Origin of the sequence: Pseudomonas sp. KCJK9000 (assembly GCF_046230725.1) — a bacterium.
Taxonomy (GTDB): domain Bacteria; phylum Pseudomonadota; class Gammaproteobacteria; order Pseudomonadales; family Pseudomonadaceae; genus Aquipseudomonas; species Aquipseudomonas promysalinigenes.
On sequence record NZ_JBJJLN010000045.1, the window covers coordinates 1 to 21,763 of the forward strand.

The 21,763-nt window shown below is 61.7% G+C and carries 20 protein-coding genes; 19 read left to right on the forward strand and 1 reads right to left on the reverse strand.

Translation table 11 applies throughout. The annotated features are described in order from the left end of the window. The 14 genes from ACK59H_RS17860 to ispD all read left to right on the forward strand — a co-directional run. The coding region (locus ACK59H_RS17860) for a BamA/TamA family outer membrane protein (protein ID WP_409264746.1) at positions 1-963 on the forward strand (963 nt) is incomplete at its 5' end. Positions 964-1,007: 44 nt separating this feature from the next. After that, on the forward strand, positions 1,008-1,511 hold the full coding sequence (locus ACK59H_RS17865) for an OmpH family outer membrane protein (RefSeq protein WP_003252311.1): 504 nt from the start codon (positions 1,008-1,010) through the stop codon (positions 1,509-1,511). A gap of 1 nt (position 1,512) precedes the next feature. Next, positions 1,513-2,568, forward strand: a complete 1,056-nt coding sequence (gene lpxD / locus ACK59H_RS17870) for a UDP-3-O-(3-hydroxymyristoyl)glucosamine N-acyltransferase (protein WP_060480151.1) — start codon at positions 1,513-1,515, stop codon at positions 2,566-2,568. Between the two features lie 113 nt (positions 2,569-2,681). Next, entirely contained in the window at positions 2,682-3,122 is a 441-nt protein-coding gene (gene fabZ / locus ACK59H_RS17875) for a 3-hydroxyacyl-ACP dehydratase FabZ (protein WP_060480150.1), read from the forward strand. Continuing rightward, the gene (gene lpxA, locus ACK59H_RS17880; RefSeq protein WP_060480149.1) at positions 3,119-3,895 is read left to right on the forward strand and encodes an acyl-ACP--UDP-N-acetylglucosamine O-acyltransferase; all 777 of its coding nucleotides are present in this window, start codon (positions 3,119-3,121) and stop codon (positions 3,893-3,895) included. The genes fabZ and lpxA overlap by 4 nt, the downstream gene beginning before the upstream one ends. Position 3,896: 1 nt before the next feature. Beyond that, complete coding sequence (gene lpxB / locus ACK59H_RS17885; protein ID WP_060480148.1) at positions 3,897-5,024, forward strand: lipid-A-disaccharide synthase; 1,128 nt, start codon at positions 3,897-3,899, stop codon at positions 5,022-5,024. A gap of 1 nt (position 5,025) precedes the next feature. Further along, positions 5,026-5,649, forward strand: coding sequence for a ribonuclease HII (gene rnhB, locus ACK59H_RS17890; protein WP_060480147.1), 624 nt, complete (start codon positions 5,026-5,028; stop codon positions 5,647-5,649). A gap of 89 nt (positions 5,650-5,738) precedes the next feature. Then, the gene (gene dnaE, locus ACK59H_RS17895; protein WP_060480146.1) at positions 5,739-9,263 is read left to right on the forward strand and encodes a DNA polymerase III subunit alpha; all 3,525 of its coding nucleotides are present in this window, start codon (positions 5,739-5,741) and stop codon (positions 9,261-9,263) included. Between the two features lie 105 nt (positions 9,264-9,368). Beyond that, positions 9,369-10,316, forward strand: coding sequence for an acetyl-CoA carboxylase carboxyl transferase subunit alpha (gene accA, locus ACK59H_RS17900; protein WP_060480145.1), 948 nt, complete (start codon positions 9,369-9,371; stop codon positions 10,314-10,316). 138 nt (positions 10,317-10,454) lie between these two features. After that, positions 10,455-11,738: a tRNA lysidine(34) synthetase TilS gene (gene tilS / locus ACK59H_RS17905; RefSeq protein WP_060480144.1), complete on the forward strand. Its 1,284-nt coding sequence runs from the start codon at positions 10,455-10,457 to the stop codon at positions 11,736-11,738. A 269-nt stretch (positions 11,739-12,007) separates the two neighbouring features. Further along, the gene (locus tag ACK59H_RS17910; protein ID WP_050704421.1) at positions 12,008-13,636 is read left to right on the forward strand and encodes a CTP synthase; all 1,629 of its coding nucleotides are present in this window, start codon (positions 12,008-12,010) and stop codon (positions 13,634-13,636) included. Between the two features lie 200 nt (positions 13,637-13,836). Further along, positions 13,837-15,126 (forward strand): phosphopyruvate hydratase, encoded by a 1,290-nt coding sequence (gene eno, locus ACK59H_RS17915; RefSeq protein ID WP_060480143.1) that lies wholly within the window; start codon positions 13,837-13,839, stop codon positions 15,124-15,126. Positions 15,127-15,295: 169 nt separating this feature from the next. After that, on the forward strand, positions 15,296-15,577 hold the full coding sequence (gene ftsB, locus ACK59H_RS17920; protein ID WP_060480142.1) for a cell division protein FtsB: 282 nt from the start codon (positions 15,296-15,298) through the stop codon (positions 15,575-15,577). Next, positions 15,574-16,281, forward strand: coding sequence for a 2-C-methyl-D-erythritol 4-phosphate cytidylyltransferase (gene ispD / locus ACK59H_RS17925; RefSeq protein ID WP_060480141.1), 708 nt, complete (start codon positions 15,574-15,576; stop codon positions 16,279-16,281). Before ftsB ends, ispD begins: the two co-directional genes overlap by 4 nt. 135 nt (positions 16,282-16,416) lie before the next feature. Here ispD and ACK59H_RS17930 read toward each other — a convergent pair whose 3' ends face one another. After that, positions 16,417-17,313 (reverse strand): LysR substrate-binding domain-containing protein, encoded by an 897-nt coding sequence (locus ACK59H_RS17930; protein WP_060480140.1) that lies wholly within the window; start codon positions 17,311-17,313, stop codon positions 16,417-16,419. A 108-nt stretch (positions 17,314-17,421) separates the two neighbouring features. On the opposite strand from ACK59H_RS17930, the gene ACK59H_RS17935 reads away from it, so the two are divergent. The 5 genes from ACK59H_RS17935 to surE all read left to right on the forward strand — a co-directional run bounded on the left by ACK59H_RS17935 (position 17,422) and on the right by surE (position 21,748). Next, the gene (locus ACK59H_RS17935; RefSeq protein ID WP_060480139.1) at positions 17,422-18,534 is read left to right on the forward strand and encodes an S-(hydroxymethyl)glutathione dehydrogenase/class III alcohol dehydrogenase; all 1,113 of its coding nucleotides are present in this window, start codon (positions 17,422-17,424) and stop codon (positions 18,532-18,534) included. 8 nt (positions 18,535-18,542) lie between these two features. Further along, a complete protein-coding gene (gene fghA / locus ACK59H_RS17940) occupies positions 18,543-19,397 on the forward strand; it encodes an S-formylglutathione hydrolase (protein WP_060480138.1) in 855 nt (284 codons plus the stop codon). Positions 19,398-19,482: 85 nt separating this feature from the next. Beyond that, complete coding sequence (ispF, locus tag ACK59H_RS17945) at positions 19,483-19,956, forward strand: 2-C-methyl-D-erythritol 2,4-cyclodiphosphate synthase (RefSeq protein WP_060480137.1); 474 nt, start codon at positions 19,483-19,485, stop codon at positions 19,954-19,956. Beyond that, positions 19,953-21,011, forward strand: coding sequence for a tRNA pseudouridine(13) synthase TruD (gene truD / locus ACK59H_RS17950; RefSeq protein ID WP_060480136.1), 1,059 nt, complete (start codon positions 19,953-19,955; stop codon positions 21,009-21,011). Before ispF ends, truD begins: the two co-directional genes overlap by 4 nt. Then, positions 20,999-21,748 carry a 5'/3'-nucleotidase SurE gene (gene surE / locus ACK59H_RS17955; RefSeq protein WP_060480135.1) on the forward strand — a complete coding sequence of 250 codons (750 nt, stop codon included), beginning with the start codon at positions 20,999-21,001 and terminating at the stop codon, positions 21,746-21,748. The genes truD and surE overlap by 13 nt, the downstream gene beginning before the upstream one ends. The last annotated feature ends 15 nt before the right edge of the window (positions 21,749-21,763 follow it).

Consider the following 21,763-nt stretch of genomic DNA (forward strand, 5'->3'; position numbering starts at 1 on the left):
CGCTACAACTTCGGCTTCGTTGACCCCTACTTCACTGCCGACGGCGTGAGCCTGGGCTACAACGCTTTCTACCGCAGCACCGACTACAGCGACCTCGACGTCGACGTGGCCAGCTATGCCGTGGATAGCCTGGGTGCCGGTGTGAGCCTCGGCTACCCGATCAGCGAAACCTCGCGCCTGACCTATGGGCTGAGCGTTCAGCAGGACAAGATCAAGACTGGTAAGTACACCGTCGACGAGATTTTCGACTTCCTCGAGAAAGAAGGTGACAGTTTCACCAACTTCAAGGCGTCGATCGGCTGGTCGGAGTCGACCCTGAACAAAGGTGTACTGGCGACCCGCGGTCACTCCCAGAGCCTGACTCTTGAGAGCACTATTCCGGGTAGTGATCTGTCGTTCTACAAGCTTGATTACCGCGGCCAGTTGTTCAAGCCGATTACCAGCAATTACACCCTGCGCCTGCACACGGAACTGGGTTATGGTGATGGCTTCGGTGGTACTTCGGGCCTGCCGTTCTACGAGAACTACTATGCGGGTGGTTTCAACTCCGTTCGTGGCTTCAAGGACAGCAGTCTTGGGCCGCGCAGTACGCCCAGTAGGGGGGCTGCTGAGGGTGGCAAACCTGGCACTATTCGTGACCCGGACCAAGACCCACTGCCGTTCGGTGGCAACGTGCTGGTCCAGGGTGGTGTGGAGCTGCTGTTCCCGCTTCCGTTCGTCAAGGATCAGCGCTCGCTGCGGACCTCGGTGTTCTGGGACGTAGGTAACGTGTTCGACACCAACTGCGGCAGCAAGCCTGATTGCGAGAAGGTCGGTTTCTCGGGCATGGCCAGCTCCGTCGGTTTGGGTGTGACCTGGATCACTGCACTGGGCCCGTTGAGCTTCAGCCTGGCGATGCCGGTCAAGAAGCCGGACGATGCTGACACCCAGGTGTTCCAATTCTCTCTGGGCCAGACCTTCTAAGGTCGGCCCTTGCTTAACGACAACGGTTTTTCCAGGAGTGCATCGTGCGTAAATTGGCTCAACTGGCCGTAGTGGCCGCGGCGCTGGTCGCCACCCCGGCTTTCGCCGAAATGAAAGTCGCTGTGCTGAACTATCAGATGGCCCTGCTCGAATCCGATGCCGCCAAGAAGTACGCGGTCGACGCCGAGAAGAAGTTCGGCCCGCAGCTGACCAAACTGAAAAGCCTGGAAAGCAGCGCCAAGGGCATTCAGGACCGTCTGATCAAGGGCGGCGACAAGATGCAACAGCAAGAGCGCGAGCGCCTGGAGCTGGAATTCAAGCAAAAAGCCCGTGACTTCCAGTTCCAGTCCAAGGAGCTGAACGAGGCCAAGGCCGTTGCTGACCGCGACATGCTCAAGCAGCTCAAGCCGAAGCTGGACGGTGCTGTCGAGGAAGTCATCAAGAAGGGCGGCTACGACCTGGTTCTCGAGCGTGGTGCGGTCATCGATGTCAAACCTCAGTACGACATCACCCGCCAAGTCATCGAGCGTATGAACCAAGCGCGTTGATATGACCGTGACCATGACGCTCGGCCAGCTGGCCGAGGCCCTCGGGGCCACACTCAAAGGCCCTGAGGCGCTGCAGATCACTGGGCTGGCCACCTTGCAGGAGGCTGGCCCGGGTCAGTTGAGCTTTCTGGCCAACCCGCAGTACCGCAAATACCTGGACAACTGTCAGGCTGCGGCCGTCCTGCTCAAGGCGGCTGATGCCGAAGGTTTTGCCGGCCATGCGCTGATCGTGGCCGACCCGTACCTGGCCTATGCGCGTATTTCTCATCTGTTCGACCCCAAACCCAAGGCTGTGGCGGGTATTCATCCCAGCGCCGTGGTGGCTGAGGACGCGCAGGTGGACGCCAGTGCAAGTGTCGGGCCGTTCGCGGTCATCGAAAGCGGTGCGCGCATCGGTGCTGGTGTCTGCATCGGCGCTCACTGCTTCATTGGCGCACGCTGTGTGATCGGTGAGGGTGGCTGGCTGGCACCGCGGGTAACGCTGTATCACGACGTGACCATCGGCAAGCGCGTAGTCATTCAGTCGGGTGCCGTTATCGGCGGCGAAGGCTTCGGGTTTGCCAACGAGAAAGGTATCTGGCGCAAGATTGCCCAGATCGGCGGCGTCACCATCGGTGACGACGTGGAAATTGGCGTCAACACCGCCGTTGACCGTGGTGCACTGTCGGATACCCGGATCGGCGATGGGGTCAAGCTCGACAACCAGATCCAGATCGCTCACAACGTGCAGATCGGTGATCACACGGCCATGGCTGCCTGCGTGGGTATCTCGGGCAGTGCGCGCATCGGCAAGCACTGCATGCTGGCAGGTGGTGTAGGGCTGGTGGGCCACATTGATATCTGCGACAACGTATTCATTTCCGGAATGACCATGGTGACCCGTTCGATCACCGAACCAGGTTCCTATTCATCCGGTACCGCCATGCAGCCATTGGCTGACTGGCGCAAGAGCGCGGCGCGTATTCGCCAGCTCGATGACATGGCCAAGCGCCTCCAGCAGGTGGAAAAACGTGTCGATACCGTGACCTCAGGTGGCCAGCCGGCATCAGAAGGCTGATACCATTTCCTGAGCAAGAGTGAACAGTCGCTAGCTGGCTCCTCTTTGGATTGCAAAAGGAGCGTGTGGTCAGCACCTGCGCTCCCTATTCTTATTACAGGCTTCCCCCCGAAATGATGGACATCAACGAGATTCGCGAATACCTGCCTCACCGCTACCCGTTCCTGCTGGTAGATCGCGTGACGGATCTGGACTTCGAGGCCCAGAGCATTCGTGCCTACAAGAATGTCAGCATCAACGAGCCGTTCTTCAATGGCCATTTCCCAGCGCACCCGATCATGCCGGGTGTTCTGATCATCGAAGCCATGGCCCAGGCAGCCGGCATCCTGGGCTTCAAGATGCTCGATGCCAAGCCCGCCGACGGCACCCTGTACTACTTCGTTGGGTCCGACAAGCTGCGTTTCCGCCAGCCTGTGCTGCCAGGCGACCAGCTGGTACTGGAAGCCAAGTTCCTCAGCCGCAAAAGCATGATCTGGAAGTTCGAGTGCCGTGCTCTGGTTGACGGCAAGGCAGTATGCTCGGCCGAGATCACCTGTGCGGAACGCTCCCTATGACTTCGATTGATCCACGGGCGATCATCGACCCGTCGGCCAGGCTGGCCGACGGCGTCGAGGTTGGCCCGTGGTCTATCGTTGGCCCCGATGTCGAAATCGGTGAAGGCACGGTCATCGGCCCGCACGTGGTGCTCAAAGGCCCGACCCGGATTGGCAAGCACAACCGCATCTACCAGTTTTCCTCGATTGGCGAAGACACCCCTGACCTCAAGTACAAGGGTGAGCCGACGCGCCTGGTCATCGGCGACCACAACGTGATCCGCGAAGGTGTGACCATTCACCGTGGTACGGTCCAGGACCGTTCGGAAACCACCCTGGGTGATCACAACCTGATCATGGCCTATGCCCACATAGGCCATGACAGTGTCATTGGCAACCACTGCATCCTGGTCAACAACACCGCGTTGGCCGGGCATGTGCATGTTGGTGACTGGGCGATCCTCTCCGGCTTTACCCTGGTGCATCAGTACTGCCACATCGGCGCCCATGCTTTCTCTGGCATGGGCACGGCGATCGGCAAGGATGTGCCGGCTTTCGTCACGGTGTTCGGCAGCCCTGCCGAAGCCCGCAGCATGAACTTCGAAGGCATGCGCCGCCGTGGCTTCAGCGATGAGGTCATCCATGCCTTGCGCCGCTCCTATAAGATCGTTTATCGCCAAGGCCTGACTGTCGAAGAGGCGGTCAAGGAGCTGGAAGAGCTCGCGGCCAAGCACGATCAGGTCGAACTGTTCCGTCAGTCGATCGTGAACTCTGCCCGCGGCATCACCCGCTGAAATGGGGCAGCTTTGCGTAGCCCTGGTCGCAGGTGAGGCCAGCGGCGATATTCTCGGGTCCGGGCTGATGCGCGCCCTCAAGGCGCGCCATCCCGATATCCGTTTCATCGGCGTGGGCGGCCCGCTGATGGAGGCCGAAGGCCTGCAGTCGTACTTCCCGATGGAGCGCCTGGCAGTCATGGGCCTGGTCGAGGTACTGGGGCGTCTGCGCGAGCTGCTAAAGCGCCGCAAAGCGCTGATCCAGACCCTGATCGGCGAACGGCCCGATGTGTTCATCGGTATCGACGCGCCAGACTTCACCCTCAACATCGAACTGAAACTGCGCCAGGCCGGAATCAAGACAGTGCACTATGTCAGCCCGTCAGTCTGGGCGTGGCGGCAGAAACGTGTGCTGAAGATCCGCGAAGGTTGCGACCTGATGCTCACACTGTTGCCGTTCGAGGCGCGTTTCTACGAAGAACAGGGCGTACCGGTGCGCTTCGTGGGCCACCCCTTGGCCGATACCATCCCGTTGACGGCAGACCGGCACGCCGCTCGCAGCGCGCTGGGGCTGGCCGACGGGCCAGTGGTGGCGTTGATGCCGGGAAGCCGGGGCGGTGAGGTGGGGCGTCTGGGCGCGCTGTTCCTCGATGCCGCTCAGCGCCTGCGTGAGCTGGTGCCTGGGGTGCAGTTCGTGCTGCCCTGCGCAAACCTTGCGCGCCGTGCTCAGGTGGAGCAGATGCTGGCAGGTCGCGACCTGCCGTTGACCTTGCTCGATGGTCAGTCGCACCAGGCGTTGGCCGCCTGCGACGCGGTGCTGATTGCCTCTGGTACCGCCACACTCGAGGCGCTTTTGTACAAGCGCCCGATGGTCGTTGCCTATCGCCTGGCACCCTTGACTTACTGGATACTCAAGCGCCTGGTGAAAAGCCCTTACGTCTCGTTGCCCAACCTGCTGGCCCAGCGTGAGCTGGTGCCGGAGCTGCTGCAGGATGCCGCGACCAGTGAAGCTTTGGCGCAGACCTTGGCGCCGCTGATCGCCGGGGGTGCCCAGCAGACCGAACGCTTCGATGAGATTCACCGCACCCTGCGCCGCGACGCCTCCAACCAGGCGGCCGATGCAGTGCTGGCCTTGCTCAAGGACCGCTGATATGCAGATTGGATTGGACTTCAACTTGGTCGAAGACCTGGTGGCCGGCGTTGACGAGGTCGGGCGCGGCCCGCTGTGTGGTGCAGTGGTCACGGCGGCGGTCATTCTCGATCCGGCTCGGCCGATCCTGGGCTTGAACGATTCGAAGAAACTCACCGAAGCCAGGCGTGAGGCATTGTTCGACGAAATCTGTGAAAAAGCGTTGAGCTTTTGCATCGCCCGCGCTGAAGTCGATGAAATCGACCGGCTCAACATCCTGCATGCCACCATGCTGGCCATGCAGCGTGCGGTTGAAGGGCTGCACATCACACCGAAGCTGGCCTTGATCGACGGCAATCGTTGCCCGCAACTGGCCGTTCCGGCTGCACCGGTGGTCAAGGGCGACAGCCAGGTGCCGGCCATCGCCGCCGCATCGATTCTGGCCAAGGTGACCCGTGATCGGGAGATGAGCGCATTCGAGCTGATCTACCCTGGCTACGGCATCGGCGGGCACAAAGGCTACCCGACTGCAGTGCACCTGGAGGCCTTGGCGCGGCTGGGTCCCACTCCCATCCATCGGCGCTCATTCGGCCCGGTGCGCGCCGCGTGGGAAGCCCGAGAAAGCTTCACTCACGCACTGATCTGATCCAATGGGGCCGCTATGCGGCCCCAAATGCTTCGAGCATTTACGCTACAATCGCGCCCTTGTCGTTCAGCACTGCTACAGGACTTTCCATGTCGGTTCCCTTCGTTCACCTGCGCGTCCATTCCGAATTCTCGCTGGTAGACGGCCTGGTGCGGATCAAGCCGCTGGCCAAGGCGCTGGCGGGGATGAACATGCCTGCGGTGGCGATCACCGACCAGAGCAACATGTGCTCGCTGGTGAAGTTCTACAAAACCGCCATGGGCGCCGGGATCAAACCGATCTGTGGCGCCGACCTTTGGCTTGCCGGCGCCGACCCGGAAGCACCGCTGTCGCGCATCTGCTTCCTGGCCATGAACCCCCAAGGCTACCGCAACCTCACCGAGCTGATTTCCCGTGGCTGGACCGACGGTCAACGCAACGGGCTGGTGATTGTCCAGCGCGAGTGGATTGCCCCTGCCAGTGATGGGCTGATTGCCCTGTCTGCGGGCAAGGAAGGCGACATCGGCATGGCGCTGGCGAGCGGCCGTCAGGCTGAAGCCCAGGCCCTGCTGCGCGACTGGATGGGCATGTTCCCAGACCGCTTCTACGTCGAGGTGCAGCGCACCAACCGTGCGGGTGACGAAGATTACGTACACGCCGCCGTGGCCCTGGCCGACCAGCTCGGCGCGCCGTTGGTGGCCACCAACGACGTACGTTTCATCAAGCAATCGGACTTCGATGCTCACGAAACCCGGGTTTGCATCGGTGAAGGCTGGACCCTCGACGACCCGCGCCGGCCGCGCAACTACAGCGACCAGCAGTACCTGAAGTCGGCCGAAGAAATGGCCGAGCTGTTCAGCGACCTGCCCGATGCAATCGCCAACACTGTGGAAATCGCCAAGCGTTGCAACATCCAGGTGCAGCTCGGCAAGTACTTCCTGCCCGACTTCCCGACGCCCAATGGCATGGGTATCGACGACTATCTGCGCCATGTTTCGCACGAGGGCCTGGAGGAGCGCCTGGCGGTGCTCTGGCCGAAAGAGACCACGCCCAACTACGAAGAAAAGCGCCAGGTCTACCTTGACCGGCTGAAGTTCGAACTGGACATCATCATCCAGATGGGTTTCCCCGGTTACTTCCTCATCGTTATGGACTTCATCAAGTGGGCCAAGAACAACGATGTGCCGGTAGGCCCGGGCCGGGGTTCGGGTGCCGGTTCCCTGGTGGCCTACGTGCTGAAGATCACCGACCTCGATCCGCTGGCCTACGACCTGCTGTTCGAGCGCTTCCTCAACCCTGAACGTATTTCCATGCCCGACTTCGACGTCGACTTCTGCATGGATGGCCGCGACCGGGTGATCGATTACGTGGCCGAAGCTTATGGCCGTAATGCCGTGAGCCAGATCATCACCTTCGGCACCATGGCCGCCAAGGCGGTGGTGCGCGATGTGGCGCGGGTGCAGGGCAAGTCCTACGGCCTGGCCGACCGGCTGTCGAAGATGATCCCGTTCGAAGTGGGCATGACCCTGGAGAAGGCCTACGAGCAGGAAGAGATCCTGCGCGACTTCCTCAAGGGCGACGAAGATGCCCGCGAAATCTGGGACATGGCGCTCAAGCTCGAAGGGGTGACCCGAGGCACCGGCAAGCATGCCGGTGGCGTGGTCATCGCGCCAACCAAACTCACCGACTTTTCGCCGATTGCCTGTGACGAGGAGGGCGGCGGCCTGGTGACCCAGTTCGACAAGGATGACGTCGAGGCGGCGGGCCTGGTGAAGTTCGACTTCCTTGGCCTGCGCACCTTGACCATCATCAAGTGGGCGATGGAAATCATCAACCGCGAGCAGGCCAAGCAGAACTTGCCCGACGTCAACATCGATTTCATCCCCCTGGATGACCGCAAGACCTACGAGTTGCTGCAGAAAGCCGAAACCACGGCGGTGTTCCAGCTCGAATCCCGCGGCATGAAAGAGCTGATCAAGAAGCTCAAGCCCGACTGCCTGGAAGACCTGATCGCACTGGTGGCGTTGTTCCGCCCCGGCCCGCTGCAATCGGGCATGGTGGACGACTTCATCAACCGTAAGCACGGCCGTGCCGAACTGGCCTACCCGCACTCCGACTACCAGTACGAAGGCCTCAAGCCGGTGCTGGCGCCCACCTACGGCATCATTCTGTACCAGGAACAGGTGATGCAGATTGCCCAGGTGATGGCAGGCTACACCCTGGGCGGTGCAGACATGCTGCGCCGGGCAATGGGTAAGAAAAAGCCCGAAGAAATGGCCAAGCAGCGGGGCGGCTTCATCGAAGGTTGCGTTGCCAACAACATCGATGCTGATCTGGCCGGTAACATCTTCGACCTGGTGGAAAAGTTCGCAGGTTACGGCTTCAACAAATCCCACTCGGCCGCCTATGGGTTGGTTTCTTATCAGACTGCATGGCTGAAAACCCACTATCCTGCGCCTTTCATGGCAGCGGTACTGTCAGCGGACATGCACAACACCGACAAGGTGGTGGTGCTGGTCGAGGAAGTGCGCAGCATGAAGCTGCGCCTCGATGCGCCGGATGTGAACTTCTCCGACTTCAAGTTCACCGTCAACAACGATGGCCGCATCGTCTATGGCCTGGGTGCGATCAAAGGCGTCGGTGAGGGCCCGGTGGAGGCCATCGTCGAAGCGCGCGCCCAAGGCGGGCCGTTCAAGGACCTGTTCGACTTCTGCGAGCGCATCGACCTCAAGCGGGTCAACAAGCGCACCCTCGATGCCTTGATCCGCAGTGGTGCCCTGGACCGGTTGGGTCCGCATTTCCATGACGAGATCAAGGCGTATCACGCCAGTATCGACATCAACCGCGCCACCTTGCTGGCGGCGCTGGGCGAGGCCATCAAGGCCGCCGAACAGGCTGCGCATACCGCCGACAGTGGCCATGTCGACCTGTTCGGCGGCATGTTCGACGCCGCAGACGTGGACGTCTATGCCAACCACCGCAAGGTGCGTGAACTGACCCTCAAGGAGCGCCTTAAAGGCGAGAAGGACACCTTGGGCTTGTACCTCACCGGCCACCCGATCGACGAATACGAAACCGAGATCCGCCGTTTCGCCCGCCAGCGCATCATCGATCTCAAGCCCTCGCGCGAGACTCAGACCATCGCCGGGATGATCATTGCCATGCGGGTGATGAAGAACAAGAAAGGCGACAAGATGGGCTTCGTCACCCTCGATGACCGCTCCGGGCGCATCGAGGCTTCGCTGTTCGCCGACGCCTACGTGGCGGCCCAGTCTTTGCTGCAGACCGATGCCATGGTGGTGGTCGAAGGCGAGGTCAGCAACGACGACTTCTCAGGCGGCCTGCGCCTGCGGGTCAAGCAGGTGATGACCATGGAGGATGCACGCACCAAGCTGGCCGAGAGCCTGCGCTTGAAGGTGGCCCATGAGGCACTCAAGGGCGACCGCCTGAAATGGCTGGGCGAGTTGATCACCCGGCATCGCGGCGCCTGCCCGATCACCCTCGAGTACACCAGCAGCGATGCCAAGGCCATGCTGCAGTTCGGTGACCAGTGGTCGATAGACCCGGCCGACGGCCTGATTCAGGCACTGCGTGACCAGTTCGGACGTGAGAACGTCTTCCTGCAATATCGTTGAATCGACGAAATTTAATCTCGACCTATATGCGCCTGATCCCTTAAGGTATGGCGCCAAACGGATCAACCGGCCGGCCGCCTGGCCGTAGACCCAAGACGGATGACTATGAACCCGAATTTTCTCGATTTCGAACAGCCGATTGCCGACCTGCAAGCCAAGATCGAAGGCCTGCGCCTGGTAGGCAACGACAACTCGCTGAACATCAGCGATGAAATTGCCCGTCTGCAAGACAAGAGCAACACCCTGACCGAAAGCATCTTCGGCAACCTGACCAGCTGGCAGATCGCCCGCCTGGCGCGCCACCCACGTCGTCCTTACACCCTGGACTACCTGGAGCACATCTTCACCGAGTTCGAAGAGCTGCACGGCGACCGCCACTTCTCCGATGACGCGGCCATTGTTGGTGGTACCGCGCGTCTGGATGGCAAGCCGGTGATGGTCATCGGGCACCAGAAGGGCCGTGAAGTGCGTGAAAAGGTACGCCGCAACTTCGGCATGCCGCGCCCTGAGGGCTATCGCAAGGCCTGCCGCCTGATGGAAATGGCCGAGCGCTTCAAGATGCCGATCCTGACCTTCATCGACACCCCGGGCGCCTACCCTGGCATCGACGCCGAAGAGCGTAACCAGAGCGAGGCCATCGCCTGGAACCTGCGGGTCATGGCTCGTCTGAAAACCCCAATCATCGCTACCGTGATCGGTGAGGGTGGTTCTGGCGGTGCACTGGCCATTGGCGTATGCGATCAGCTGAACATGCTGCAGTACTCCACCTACTCGGTCATCTCGCCCGAAGGCTGCGCCTCGATCCTGTGGAAGACCGCCGACAAGGCTGCCGACGCCGCCGAAGCCATGGGCATCACTGCCGAGCGCCTGAAAAGCCTGAACATCGTCGACAAGGTCATCGAGGAGCCGCTGGGCGGCGCCCACCGTGATCCGGCCAAGATGTCCGAGAGCATTCGTGCCGACTTGGTACAGCAGCTGGACATGCTCGGCAAGCTCGACCACGACACCCTGCTGGCCCGTCGTTACGACCGCTTGATGAGCTACGGCCTCTGATTCATCCCAGGGCCGCGCTGCGGCCCATATGGGCGCAGCTTCACCCGCGAAACAGGCGATGCGGTGCACGGCACTGGCTTCGCGTGGGTTCGCGGGCAAGCTCACATGGATCCGGTTATCAAGCCAAGTGAGGCGCACATGATCAACCTCACCCCTTGGCGCAACGCCCCCACCTGGTACATCGCTTTCTCTGGCGGCCTGGACTCAACCGTGCTTCTGCATCTGTTGGCCGAACACGCCCGCCAACCTTCAGCTCCTGCGCTGCGTGCCTTGCACATCCATCACGGCTTGCAGTCGGTCGCCGACGCCTGGCCGGCCCACTGCCAAGTCATCTGCGACACGCTCGGCATCGAGCTCCAGGTCATCTACGTCCAAGTCTCCCCCGGCGCCAGCCTCGAACAGGCCGCCCGCGACGCCCGATATGCAGCCTTCGAGCAGATCCTCGCGCCCGGTGAAATCCTGTTCACCGCTCATCATCGCGACGACCAGGCCGAAACCTTGCTCCTGCGCTTGCTGCGCGGCGCCGGGTTGCGTGGCCTGGCGGCAATGCCTGCGCAGCGACGATTAGGGCAGGGCAGCCTGGTTCGGCCATTGCTGGGAACCTCGCGTCAGCAGTTGCATGACTACGCCCACGCCCATGACTTGGTGTGGATCGAAGACCCGACGAACGTTGATACCACCTTCGACCGCAACTACCTGCGCGCAGAGATGTTTGCGCCATTGCAGCAGCGTTGGCCCCAAGCCCGCCAGAACATCGCCCGCTGTGCAGAACACCTGGGGGAGGCTCTGGGCTTGCTCGATGAATTGGCTGCAGGCGACCTGGCGCAAGCGGTGCAGGGCGCAGCACCTGCCTGGGCCGCGTTGCCCTCGCTCGACTTGGCGACGCTTGCCCGATTGTCGCCTGCGCGCCAGCGCAATGCCTTGCAATACTGGCTCAGCAAGCGAACCCGGTTACCCGACACGCGACATTGGGCGGGCTGGGCGGACCTGCGGGACGCGGCGGCGGATGCGCAGCCGGTCTGGCGGCTCGCTGACGGGTGCCTGCTGCGTAGCCAGGGGCGCATCTGGTGGTTGAGCGGGGACTGGCTGCAAACACCCAAAGGTGAGTACCCATGGGCAGACCCCGGCGCCAGCCTGGCGCTGCCTGGCAACGGTTACGTGCGTCTTGATGTCGCTGGGCCGCAGAGCGATCTGCACATCGCCTACCGCCAGGGCGGTGAGATGCTGGATGTCGCCGGGCGCGGGCGACGCGACCTCAAGCGCCTGCTCAACGAGTTGCAGGTCCCGCACTTTGTGCGCCCGCGCCTGCCATTGCTGTTTTGCGGCGAACGCTTGCTGGCGGTGGCCAATCTGCCATCCTTGGCCCAAGCCGATTGCCAGCTTCATTGGGCGCTGCCGACGAACGCGCAAGGTTTGAGCTGAAGGGTACATTCCGGTAGACTACCCTCCCTTCTTGATACAACTTCTGTGGCTTCCCCGGAAACACAGCAGTTGCCGATTACCAAGCAGTTTTTTGCTGGGCTGATTCTGAAAATGACGAGCGAGCTCCATGCCGGGGATACCCCTGGTCTGTACAGACGCGGCAGTTTTTCGAGATGCACTGTGATTGACGCAGGTGATCGGGGGCTTCGGCCTTCCTTCGCTTTCTCCGGCGGCGCTGGCCGCCTTAACGCAGACTTCTAGGGTTTTTCATGACGCGCTACATATTCGTCACGGGCGGTGTTGTTTCTTCATTGGGGAAAGGCATTGCCTCGGCTTCCCTGGCGGCCATCCTGGAAGCGCGGGGCCTGAAGGTCACCATGCTCAAGCTGGATCCGTACATCAACGTCGATCCGGGCACCATGAGCCCGTTCCAGCATGGTGAGGTGTTCGTCACCCACGATGGCGCCGAGACCGACTTGGACCTGGGCCACTACGAGCGGTTCATCCGCACCACCATGACCCAGAACAACAACTTCACCACCGGCCGCATCTACGAGCACGTGCTGCGTAAAGAGCGCCGTGGTGACTACCTGGGCGCGACCATCCAGGTCATTCCGCACATCACTGACGAAATCAAGCGTCGCATCATCAAGGGTGCAGGCGATGCCGACGTGGCCCTGGTGGAGATCGGCGGTACGGTGGGCGACATCGAATCGCAACCGTTCCTCGAGGCGATCCGCCAGCTGCGTGTGGAAGTGGGCTCCAAGCGCGCCATGCTGATGCACCTGACATTGGTACCCTACATCGCCACTGCTGGCGAGACCAAGACCAAGCCTACTCAGCACTCGGTCAAGGAACTGCGCTCCATCGGCCTGCAGCCTGACGTATTGATCTGCCGTTCCGACCACCCGGTCGATGCCTCGTCGCGCCGCAAGATCGCGCTGTTCACCAACGTCGAAGAGCGTGCGGTGATTTCGCTGGAAGACGTCGACACCATTTACAAGATCCCAGGTGTGCTGCACGCCCAGGGCCTGGACGACTTCGTCGTCGAGCGTTTCGGCCTGCAGTGCAACAGCGCCGACCTGTCCGAGTGGGACAAGGTCGTCGATGCCAAGCTCAACCCTGAGCAGGAAGTGACCATCGCCATGGTCGGCAAGTACATGGAGCTGCTGGATGCGTACAAGTCGCTGATCGAAGCGATGAGCCACGCCGGCATTACCAACCGTACCAAGGTCAACCTGCGTTACATCGACTCCGAAGACATCGAGAACCAGGGCACCAGCCTGCTCGAAGGCGCCGATGCCATTCTGGTGCCAGGCGGTTTCGGCCTGCGTGGCGTGGAAGGCAAGATCACGGCCGTGCAGTACGCCCGTGAGAACAAGGTGCCGTACCTGGGCATCTGCCTGGGTATGCAGGTGGCCGTGATCGAGTTCGCCCGCAACGTAATGGGCTGGAAAGACGCCAACTCCACCGAGTTCGACCGCAACAGCGGCCATCCGGTGGTCGGCCTGATCACTGAGTGGGCCGATGCCACAGGTGCCGTCGAAACCCGTACCGAAGCGTCCGATCTGGGCGGTACCATGCGCCTGGGCGCGCAGGACTGCCAGCTGGCTGCCGGCTCCAAGGTCCACGACTGCTATGGCAAGGACGTGATTACCGAGCGTCACCGTCACCGCTACGAAGTCAACAATAACCTGCTGCCTCAGCTGGTTGATGCTGGCCTGGTGGTATCTGGTCGTTCCGAGGACGGCGCGCTGGTCGAAGTGGTCGAGTCCAAAGATCACCCATGGTTCGTGGCTTGCCAGTTCCACCCGGAGTTCACCTCCACCCCGCGTGACGGCCACCCGCTGTTCAGCGGCTTCGTCAAAGCGGCCCTGGCCCAGAAGAACAAGGCCTGATTTTTTCAGGTCTTTGATGAGTTTTCCGACGGTTAAAGCCGCGCAAGGCTCATTTCTCGGGTAAAGTACGCCGCGATCTTCCCCTGACCGTTCGGTCAGGGGTCGCTTCTGCCAGGCCTGCCTGCTGCTTCCCCGCCTGGTGCAAGGCAAGAATTTCCTAAAGTTGCGTTGTTTTCGTCAATTCTGGAGTGCTTACAACAATGGCAAAAATCGTCGACATCAAAGGTCGTGAAGTTCTCGATTCGCGTGGCAACCCCACTGTGGAAGCCGATGTACTGCTCGACAACGGCATCATCGGCAGCGCTTGCGCGCCGTCCGGTGCTTCCACCGGCTCGCGCGAAGCGCTGGAGCTGCGTGATGGCGACAAGAGCCGTTACCTGGGCAAGGGCGTGTTGAAGGCCGTCGCCAACATCAACGGCCCGATTCGTGACCTGCTGCTGGGCAAGGATCCTTCCGACCAGAAGGCCCTGGACCGCGCCATGATCGAGCTGGACGGTACCGAGAACAAGGCCAAGCTGGGCGCCAACGCCATCCTGGCCGTGTCCCTGGCTGCCGCCAAGGCCGCTGCACAGGACCAGGATCTGCCACTGTACGCGCACATCGCCAACCTCAATGGCACCCCAGGCCAGTACTCCATGCCGGTTCCGATGATGAACATCATCAACGGCGGCGAGCACGCCGACAACAACGTCGATATCCAGGAGTTCATGGTTCAGCCCGTTGGCGCCAAGACCTTCTCCGACGGCCTGCGCATGGGCACCGAAATCTTCCACCACCTCAAAGCCGTGCTCAAGGCCCGTGGCCTGAACACTGCCGTGGGTGACGAGGGTGGTTTCGCCCCGAACCTGGCTTCCAACGAAGACGCCCTGGGCGCCATCGCCGAAGCTGTGGAAAAGGCCGGCTACAAGCTGGGCACCGACGTGACTCTGGCATTGGACTGCGCGGCTTCGGAGTTCTACGAAGACGGCAAGTACAACCTGTCCGGTGAAGGCAAGTCGTTCGACGCCGAAGGGTTTGCCGAGTACCTCAAAGGCCTGACCGAGCGCTTCCCGATCATCTCGATCGAAGACGGCCTGGACGAGTCCGACTGGGCTGGCTGGAAAATCCTCACCGACAAGATCGGTACCAAAGTACAGCTGGTGGGTGACGATCTGTTCGTGACCAACACCAAGATCCTCAAGGAAGGCATCGAGAAGGGTATCGGTAACTCGATCCTGATCAAGTTCAACCAGATCGGCTCGCTGACCGAAACCCTGGAAGCCATCCAGATGGCCAAGGCTGCCGGCTATACCGCAGTGATCTCGCACCGCTCCGGTGAAACCGAAGACTCGACCATCGCCGACCTGGCTGTGGGTACCGCTGCTGGCCAGATCAAGACTGGTTCGCTGTGCCGTTCCGACCGTGTCTCGAAGTACAACCAACTGCTGCGCATCGAAGAGCAACTGGGCGCCAAAGCGGTTTACCGTGGTCGTGCCGAGTTTCGCGGCTAAGCAAGAGATGGTAAAAAGACAGCAACCGAGGCTGTCGGGGCTTGGGTACTGAATTTCGGTACCCAGCCATCCGGCGCTTCATGCGGGTTTCTGTCCACGAAGCCTGGCCTCGGCCAGGCTTCGTGCTATACGACGTCCGTGTGCGGCGGTCTTTAATCTGGATACCTTGATGCGCAGTCCCTATTGGTTGTTCCTTGTCCTGCTTGTGCTGCTCGGTGGCCTGCAATACCGCCTTTGGGTGGGTAACGGCAGCCTGGCGCAAGTGGCCGAGCTCAAGCAGCAGATCGAAGAACAGCATGCCGAGAATGAACGGCTGCTGGAGCGTAACCGTGTGCTCTATGCCGAGGTGCTGGAGCTCAAAAAAGGTATGGAGACCGTTGAAGAACGGGCTCGTCATGAACTGGGAATGGTCAAAGAGGGCGAAACCCTCTACCAGCTGCCGCAAAAATGATTGAACCATTACCGGCTTTCTGGGCCGTGATCCCTGCAGCGGGCGTGGGTGCCCGCATGGCTGCCGATCGCCCCAAGCAATACCTGGAGCTGGCTGGGCAGACGCTGCTCGAGCATAGCCTCGATTGTTTCCTTGGCCACCCCTCGCTCAAAGGCGTGGTGGTCAGCATCGCCGAAGACGACCCTTACTGGCCTCGGCTTGGCTGCGCCAGTGATCCGACTATCCAGTGTGCACCGGGCGGTCGTGAACGTGCCGATTCGGTGCTCAATGCCTTGTTGTTGTTGCATGCCCAAGGGGCATCGGAGCACGACTGGGTGCTAGTGCACGATGCGGCGCGGCCGAACCTGGCCCGTAGTGACCTGGACAAGCTGCTGTCGGAGTTGGCCAGTGACCCCGTCGGTGGGCTGCTGGCGGTGCCGGCTCGGGATACGCTCAAGCGTGCCGATGCCAGTGGGCGGGTCGCCGCGACGGTGGACCGCAGCACCATCTGGCAAGCGTATACGCCACAGATGTTTCGCTTGGGCATGTTGCATCGGGCATTGGCCGAGAGTCTGGTTTCCGATGTGGTAGTGACCGATGAGGCTTCTGCCATCGAGTGGTCTGGGCAGGCGCCGCGCTTGGTCGAAGGGCGCAGTGACAACATCAAAGTCACCCGACCGGAAGACCTGGAGTGGTTGCGTCAGCGCTGGGCGGGCAGGCGCTGATCAACCGTTACTGCTCCGGTCTGGTCGCGTGCGAACCCGCCCGTAAGGGTGGCGCTAATCTGAAAACCTGCGCAGCCCCGGCAGGTTTATCCGCGAAAACGCCGGCCCGGGCAGATGCGTCAATCCTCCCGCACCCTAGACATGCCGATACTCCGGCAGTCCGCCTAGGCCCTCTTTCAGATAATCAACCAGCCGCCTGACCTTCGGCGACAGATGCCGCTGCTGCGGATACAACGCCCATACCGCCGTATTCGGCGGCTGGTGCCCCTCAAGCAACGACACCAGTGCGCCAGAGTTCAGGTGTTCGAGCACGTAGTAGTCAGGTAACTGGCACAACCCCATACCCAACAACGCGGCATCCAGCACCGCCTGGCCACTGTTGCAACGCCAGTTGCCCTGTACCCGCTGACTGATCTCACGGCCATCGTATTGCAGTGCCCACAGATCGGAGCTGCCGATCAGGCAGTTGTGCCTGGCCAGTTCGGAAAGGCTGTGCGGCCGCCCGTAGCGCTCCAGGTACGCCGGCGACGCGCACAAGTACATGCGCCGCGGTGCAAGGCGCGTGGCGATCAGCCGCGAGTCGGCCAGCCGGCCTAGGCGAATGGCCAGGTCCATGCCTTCGTGCAGCAGGTCCAGGGTGCGGTTGCTCAGCTCCACGTCGACCCGCAATTGCGGGTACAGCGCCATGAAGCGGGTCACCAATGGCACGATGAAGCGCTCGCCGTAGGCCACCGCACAGGTCATGCGCAGCAGGCCCTTGGGCTCGCTGGCAAGGTCACCCATGGCGCGCAAGGCTTCTTCACGGCCGTCCTGCAGGCGCTGGCAGTGCTGCAGGAAAGTCTGCCCAGCTTCGCTCAACGCTACCCGGCGGGTACTGCGGTAGAGCAAGCGGGTTTGCAGGCGCTCCTCCAAGCGAGCGATCTGCCGGCTGATATGGGACGACGATACGCCCAAGCGCTCGGCGGCCGCCGTGAACTGGCCTGACTCGGCCACGGCGACAAATTCGTCGATGCCTTCCCAGCGGCTACTCATGGATTATCCCTGTATGGCAATAATGTTTTGGCTTGGCTCGGATTATTTATCAAAAGTGCCTGGATTACACTGCTGGACTGAATCGATCCTCTGTCTGGAGACCCTGTGATGATCAAGTCCCGTGCTGCCGTAGCCTTCGAGGCCAAGAAACCCCTGGAAATCGTCGAAGTCGACGTGGCCATGCCCAAGGCCGGCGAGGTGCTGTTGCGCGTGGTCGCCAGTGGTGTTTGCCACACCGACGCCTATACCTTGTCCGGTGCCGACCCTGAAGGCATCTTCCCGTCGATCCTCGGCCACGAAGGTGGGGCGATCGTCGAAGCCGTGGGCGAAGGCGTGACTTCGCTGGCGGTGGGCGATCACGTGATCCCGCTCTACACCCCCGAATGCGGCAAGTGCAAATTCTGCCTCTCCGGCAAGACCAACCTATGCCAAGCCATCCGCGCTACCCAAGGCAAAGGCTTGATGCCCGACGGCACCACGCGCTTCTCGTACAAGGGCCAGCAGTTGTTCCATTACATGGGCACCTCGACCTTCTCCGAGTACACCGTACTGCCCGAAATCTCCGTGGCCAAAATTCAGAAAGAAGCGCCGCTGGAGAAGGTCTGTCTGCTCGGTTGCGGGGTCACCACCGGCATCGGCGCGGTGCTCAATACCGCCAAAGTGAAAGCCGGTGACACCGTGGCCATCTTCGGCCTGGGCGGTATCGGGCTGTCGGCGGTAATCGGTGCGGTCAAGGCCAAGGCTTCGCGCATCATCGCCATCGACATCAACCCAGCCAAGTTCGAAATCGCCCGTCAACTGGGCGCCACCGACTGCATCAACCCCAAAGACTACGACCGCCCGATCCAGGAAGTGATCGTTGACCTCACCGACGGTGGCGTGGACTTTTCGTTCGAGTGCATCGGCAATGTGCAGCTGATGCGCGCGGCGCTGGAATGCTGCCACAAAGGCTGGGGCGAGTCGGTGATCATTGGTGTCGCCGGGGCCGGCCAGGAAATCGCTACCCGCCCGTTCCAGCTGGTGACTGGCCGCGTCTGGCGTGGTTCGGCATTCGGCGGGGTGCGTGGCCGCAGCGAGCTGCCAAGCTATGTTGAAATGTCCGAGAAGGGTGAGATTCCGCTCGATACCTTCATCACCCATACCATGGGCCTGGAGGACATCAACAAAGCCTTCGACCTGATGCATGAAGGCAAGAGCATCCGTAGTGTGATCCACTTCTGAGGTCAGCCATGAGCCTGGATAACATCTCCTGCCAGAAAAGCTTCGGCGGCTGGCACAAGCGTTACCGGCATCACTCCAAGGTGCTGGGCTGTGACATGGTGTTCGCTGTATATCTGCCACCACAGGCCGAGCAGGGCGAGAAACTGCCGGTTCTGTACTGGCTCAGCGGCCTCACCTGCACCGATGAGAACTTCATGCAGAAGGCGGGTGCCCAGCGCCTTGCCGCAGAATTGGGGCTGATCATCGTCGCACCCGACACCAGCCCGCGGGGCGAGCAGGTGCCGGGCGACCCTGAGGGTGCTTGGGATTTTGGCCATGGCGCCGGGTTCTATCTCAACGCCACCCAGCAACCTTGGGCGCAGCACTACCGCATGCATGACTACGTGGTGCAGGAACTGCCAGCACTGATCGAGGCGCACTTCCCAGCGTCCGACCAGCGCAGCATCAGCGGCCATTCCATGGGTGGGCACGGCGCGCTGGTCTGCGCATTGCGCAATCCAGGGCGCTATCGCTCGGTGTCGGCATTTTCGCCGATCAGCAATCCGATCGATTGCCCGTGGGGTGAAAAAGCCTTCAGCCGCTACCTGGGTGAAGACCGTGCGCGCTGGCGCGAATGGGACGCCAGCGTGTTGCTGGCCGAAACCTCGGCAGGCCAGTGCCCGCCGGTGCTGGTGGATCAGGGCGACCGCGACGATTTCCTCGAGAAGCAACTCAAGCCTGAGGCATTGGAGCTGGCCGCACGCAAAGGCGGGCATGAGCTCGTTCTGCGCCTGCAGCCTGGCTACGATCACAGTTACTACTTCATCGCCAGCTTCATCGATGAGCACTTGCGCCATCACGCGGTGGCCCTTGGGCGCGTGTAGGCGTCTTGGCGGGCCGCCCAGATGGCAACCCAATAGCGGCTAAAGCAGGTAGAATCACGCCCTGACTCAATCAGGGCGTTTTTCTATGCGTATTGGCCACGGCTACGATGTGCACCGTTTTTGCGACGGTGATTTCATTACCCTGGGTGGGGTGCGTATCCCTCACAAATACGGCCTCCTGGCCCATTCCGACGGTGACGTGCTGCTGCACGCACTGAGCGACGCTTTGCTCGGTGCCGCGGCGCTGGGCGACATCGGCAAGCATTTCCCCGATACCGACCCGCAATTCAAAGGCGCCGACAGCCGTGTGCTGCTGCGTCACGTGGTCGCGATCGTCAACGCCAAGGGCTGGCAGGTCGGTAATGTCGACGCCACCATCGTTGCTCAGGCTCCGAAAATGGCCCCGCACATCGAAACCATGCGTCAGCTGATCGCCCAAGACCTGCAGGTTGAACTCGACCAGGTCAATGTCAAGGCCACCACCACCGAGAAGCTTGGCTTCACCGGGCGTGAGGAGGGTATTGCCGTGCATGCGGTCGCCCTGTTGCTGCCAGCATGACCGAACTGGACTTGCTGGGCCCGCGGGCCACGGGCCAATCGTTGGGCAGCGCCGTGCTCAAGGCCGTGGCTGAAGACTTCCAGGTCGACGAGGTACTGGACATCCCGCTGTCAGGTCAGGGCGAGCACCTGTGGCTGTGGGTCGAGAAGCGTGACCTCAATACCGAAGAGGCTGCCCGCCGGCTGGCCCGCGCCGCCGGTGTGCCAGTGCGCTCTATCAGCTATGCCGGGCTCAAGGACCGCCAGGCCTTGACCCGGCAGTGGTTCAGCCTGCACCTGCCGGGCAAGGCCGACCCGGATCTGGCACGGGCTCAAGACGATACCCTGCGCATCCTCAAGCAGGTGCGCCACCAGCGCAAACTGCAGCGAGGTGCCCATTCGGCCAATGGCTTCACCCTGCGCCTGACCGCGCTGGCGGCTGATCGTCAGGCCCTCGATGCTCGGTTGGAACAACTCAAGCAACAAGGGGTGCCCAATTACTTTGGTACCCAGCGATTCGGCCATGGCGGTGGCAATGTCCACGATGCTCAGGGCTGGGCCGCCCGCCGGGCTTTGCCGGAGCAACGCAACGTGCGTTCGCGCCTGCTGTCGGCAGCGCGCAGCTATCTGTTCAACCAGCTACTGGCGGCACGTGTAGCCGATGGCAGTTGGCAGCGCGCACAAGTTGGAGACCTGCTGGCGTTTACCGATAGCCGTAGCTTTTTCCAAGCAGGCGAGCAGGAATGTTGCGATCCTCGTTTGAGCATTCTTGATCTTCACCCCACCGGCCCCTTGTGGGGGCAGGGGCCGTCGCCTGCGGCTGACGCGACCTGCGCGCTGGAGACAGCGATAGGCGAGCGTCACGCGGCGCTGTGCCAATGGCTCGCCGATGCGGGCATGGATCACGAACGGCGGATACTGCGGCTCCCTATTGGCGGCCTGACGTGGCATTATCCCGAGCCTGATATCCTGCAACTGGAATTCGTCCTTCCGGCCGGATGCTTCGCCACCGTGGTGGTGCGCGAGCTTGTTGATCTGGTGCCGGCAGGGCAGACGGACAGCCCATGCGTATTCTGATTTCGAACGACGACGGTGTTACCGCACCGGGCCTCGCCGCGCTACATGATGCGCTGGCCGATTATGCCCAGTGCGTGGTGATTGCTCCGGACCAAGACAAAAGCGGCGCCGGCAGCTCGCTGACACTGGACCGGCCGCTGCATCCGCAGACGTTGGCCAATGGTTTCATCAGCCTCAATGGCACGCCGACCGATTGCGTGCACCTGGGCCTCAATGGCTTGTTGCCTGAGCCGGTGGACCTGGTCGTCTCGGGCATCAACCTGGGGGCGAACCTGGGGGATGATGTGATTTACTCCGGCACGGTCGCTGCCGCGCTGGAGGGCCGCTTCCTGGGCGGCACTTCGCTGGCCTTCTCGTTGTTGTCGCGACAGCCTGACAATCTGCCGACCGCCGCCCACTTCGCCCGCCGCCTGGTGGAGGCGCTGCCGCGCCTGCAACTACCACCGCGCACTGTGCTCAACGTGAACATTCCCAACCTGCCGTTGGAGCACATCCGCGGCATTCAGCTGACCCGCCTTGGTCACAGAGCACGGGCGGCGGCGCCGACCAAAGTGGTCAACCCGCGTGGCAAGGAAGGTTACTGGATCGCCGTGGCGGGCGACGCCGAGGACGGCGGGCCGGGCACCGATTTCCATGCGGTCATGCAAGGCTACGTTTCGATCACTCCATTACAGCTGGATCGAACGTTCAACGATGCCTTCGAACAGCTCGACGGCTGGCTGGAGGGCCTGTTCTGATGCGTGATCAGGACG

Coding starts and splice junctions, on each gene's coding strand:
- lpxD (WP_060480151.1), top strand. CDS start 1,513: ATGACCGTGACCATGACGCTCGGCCAGCTGGCCGAGGCCCTCGGGGCC.
- fabZ (WP_060480150.1), top strand. CDS start 2,682: ATGATGGACATCAACGAGATTCGCGAATACCTGCCTCACCGCTACCCG.
- lpxA (WP_060480149.1), top strand. CDS start 3,119: ATGACTTCGATTGATCCACGGGCGATCATCGACCCGTCGGCCAGGCTG.
- lpxB (WP_060480148.1), top strand. CDS start 3,897: ATGGGGCAGCTTTGCGTAGCCCTGGTCGCAGGTGAGGCCAGCGGCGAT.
- rnhB (WP_060480147.1), top strand. CDS start 5,026: ATGCAGATTGGATTGGACTTCAACTTGGTCGAAGACCTGGTGGCCGGC.
- dnaE (WP_060480146.1), top strand. CDS start 5,739: ATGTCGGTTCCCTTCGTTCACCTGCGCGTCCATTCCGAATTCTCGCTG.
- accA (WP_060480145.1), top strand. CDS start 9,369: ATGAACCCGAATTTTCTCGATTTCGAACAGCCGATTGCCGACCTGCAA.
- tilS (WP_060480144.1), top strand. CDS start 10,455: ATGATCAACCTCACCCCTTGGCGCAACGCCCCCACCTGGTACATCGCT.
- ACK59H_RS17910 (WP_050704421.1), top strand. CDS start 12,008: ATGACGCGCTACATATTCGTCACGGGCGGTGTTGTTTCTTCATTGGGG.
- eno (WP_060480143.1), top strand. CDS start 13,837: ATGGCAAAAATCGTCGACATCAAAGGTCGTGAAGTTCTCGATTCGCGT.
- ftsB (WP_060480142.1), top strand. CDS start 15,296: ATGCGCAGTCCCTATTGGTTGTTCCTTGTCCTGCTTGTGCTGCTCGGT.
- ispD (WP_060480141.1), top strand. CDS start 15,574: ATGATTGAACCATTACCGGCTTTCTGGGCCGTGATCCCTGCAGCGGGC.
- ACK59H_RS17930 (WP_060480140.1), bottom strand. CDS start 17,313: ATGAGTAGCCGCTGGGAAGGCATCGACGAATTTGTCGCCGTGGCCGAG.
- ACK59H_RS17935 (WP_060480139.1), top strand. CDS start 17,422: ATGATCAAGTCCCGTGCTGCCGTAGCCTTCGAGGCCAAGAAACCCCTG.
- fghA (WP_060480138.1), top strand. CDS start 18,543: ATGAGCCTGGATAACATCTCCTGCCAGAAAAGCTTCGGCGGCTGGCAC.
- ispF (WP_060480137.1), top strand. CDS start 19,483: ATGCGTATTGGCCACGGCTACGATGTGCACCGTTTTTGCGACGGTGAT.
- truD (WP_060480136.1), top strand. CDS start 19,953: ATGACCGAACTGGACTTGCTGGGCCCGCGGGCCACGGGCCAATCGTTG.
- surE (WP_060480135.1), top strand. CDS start 20,999: ATGCGTATTCTGATTTCGAACGACGACGGTGTTACCGCACCGGGCCTC.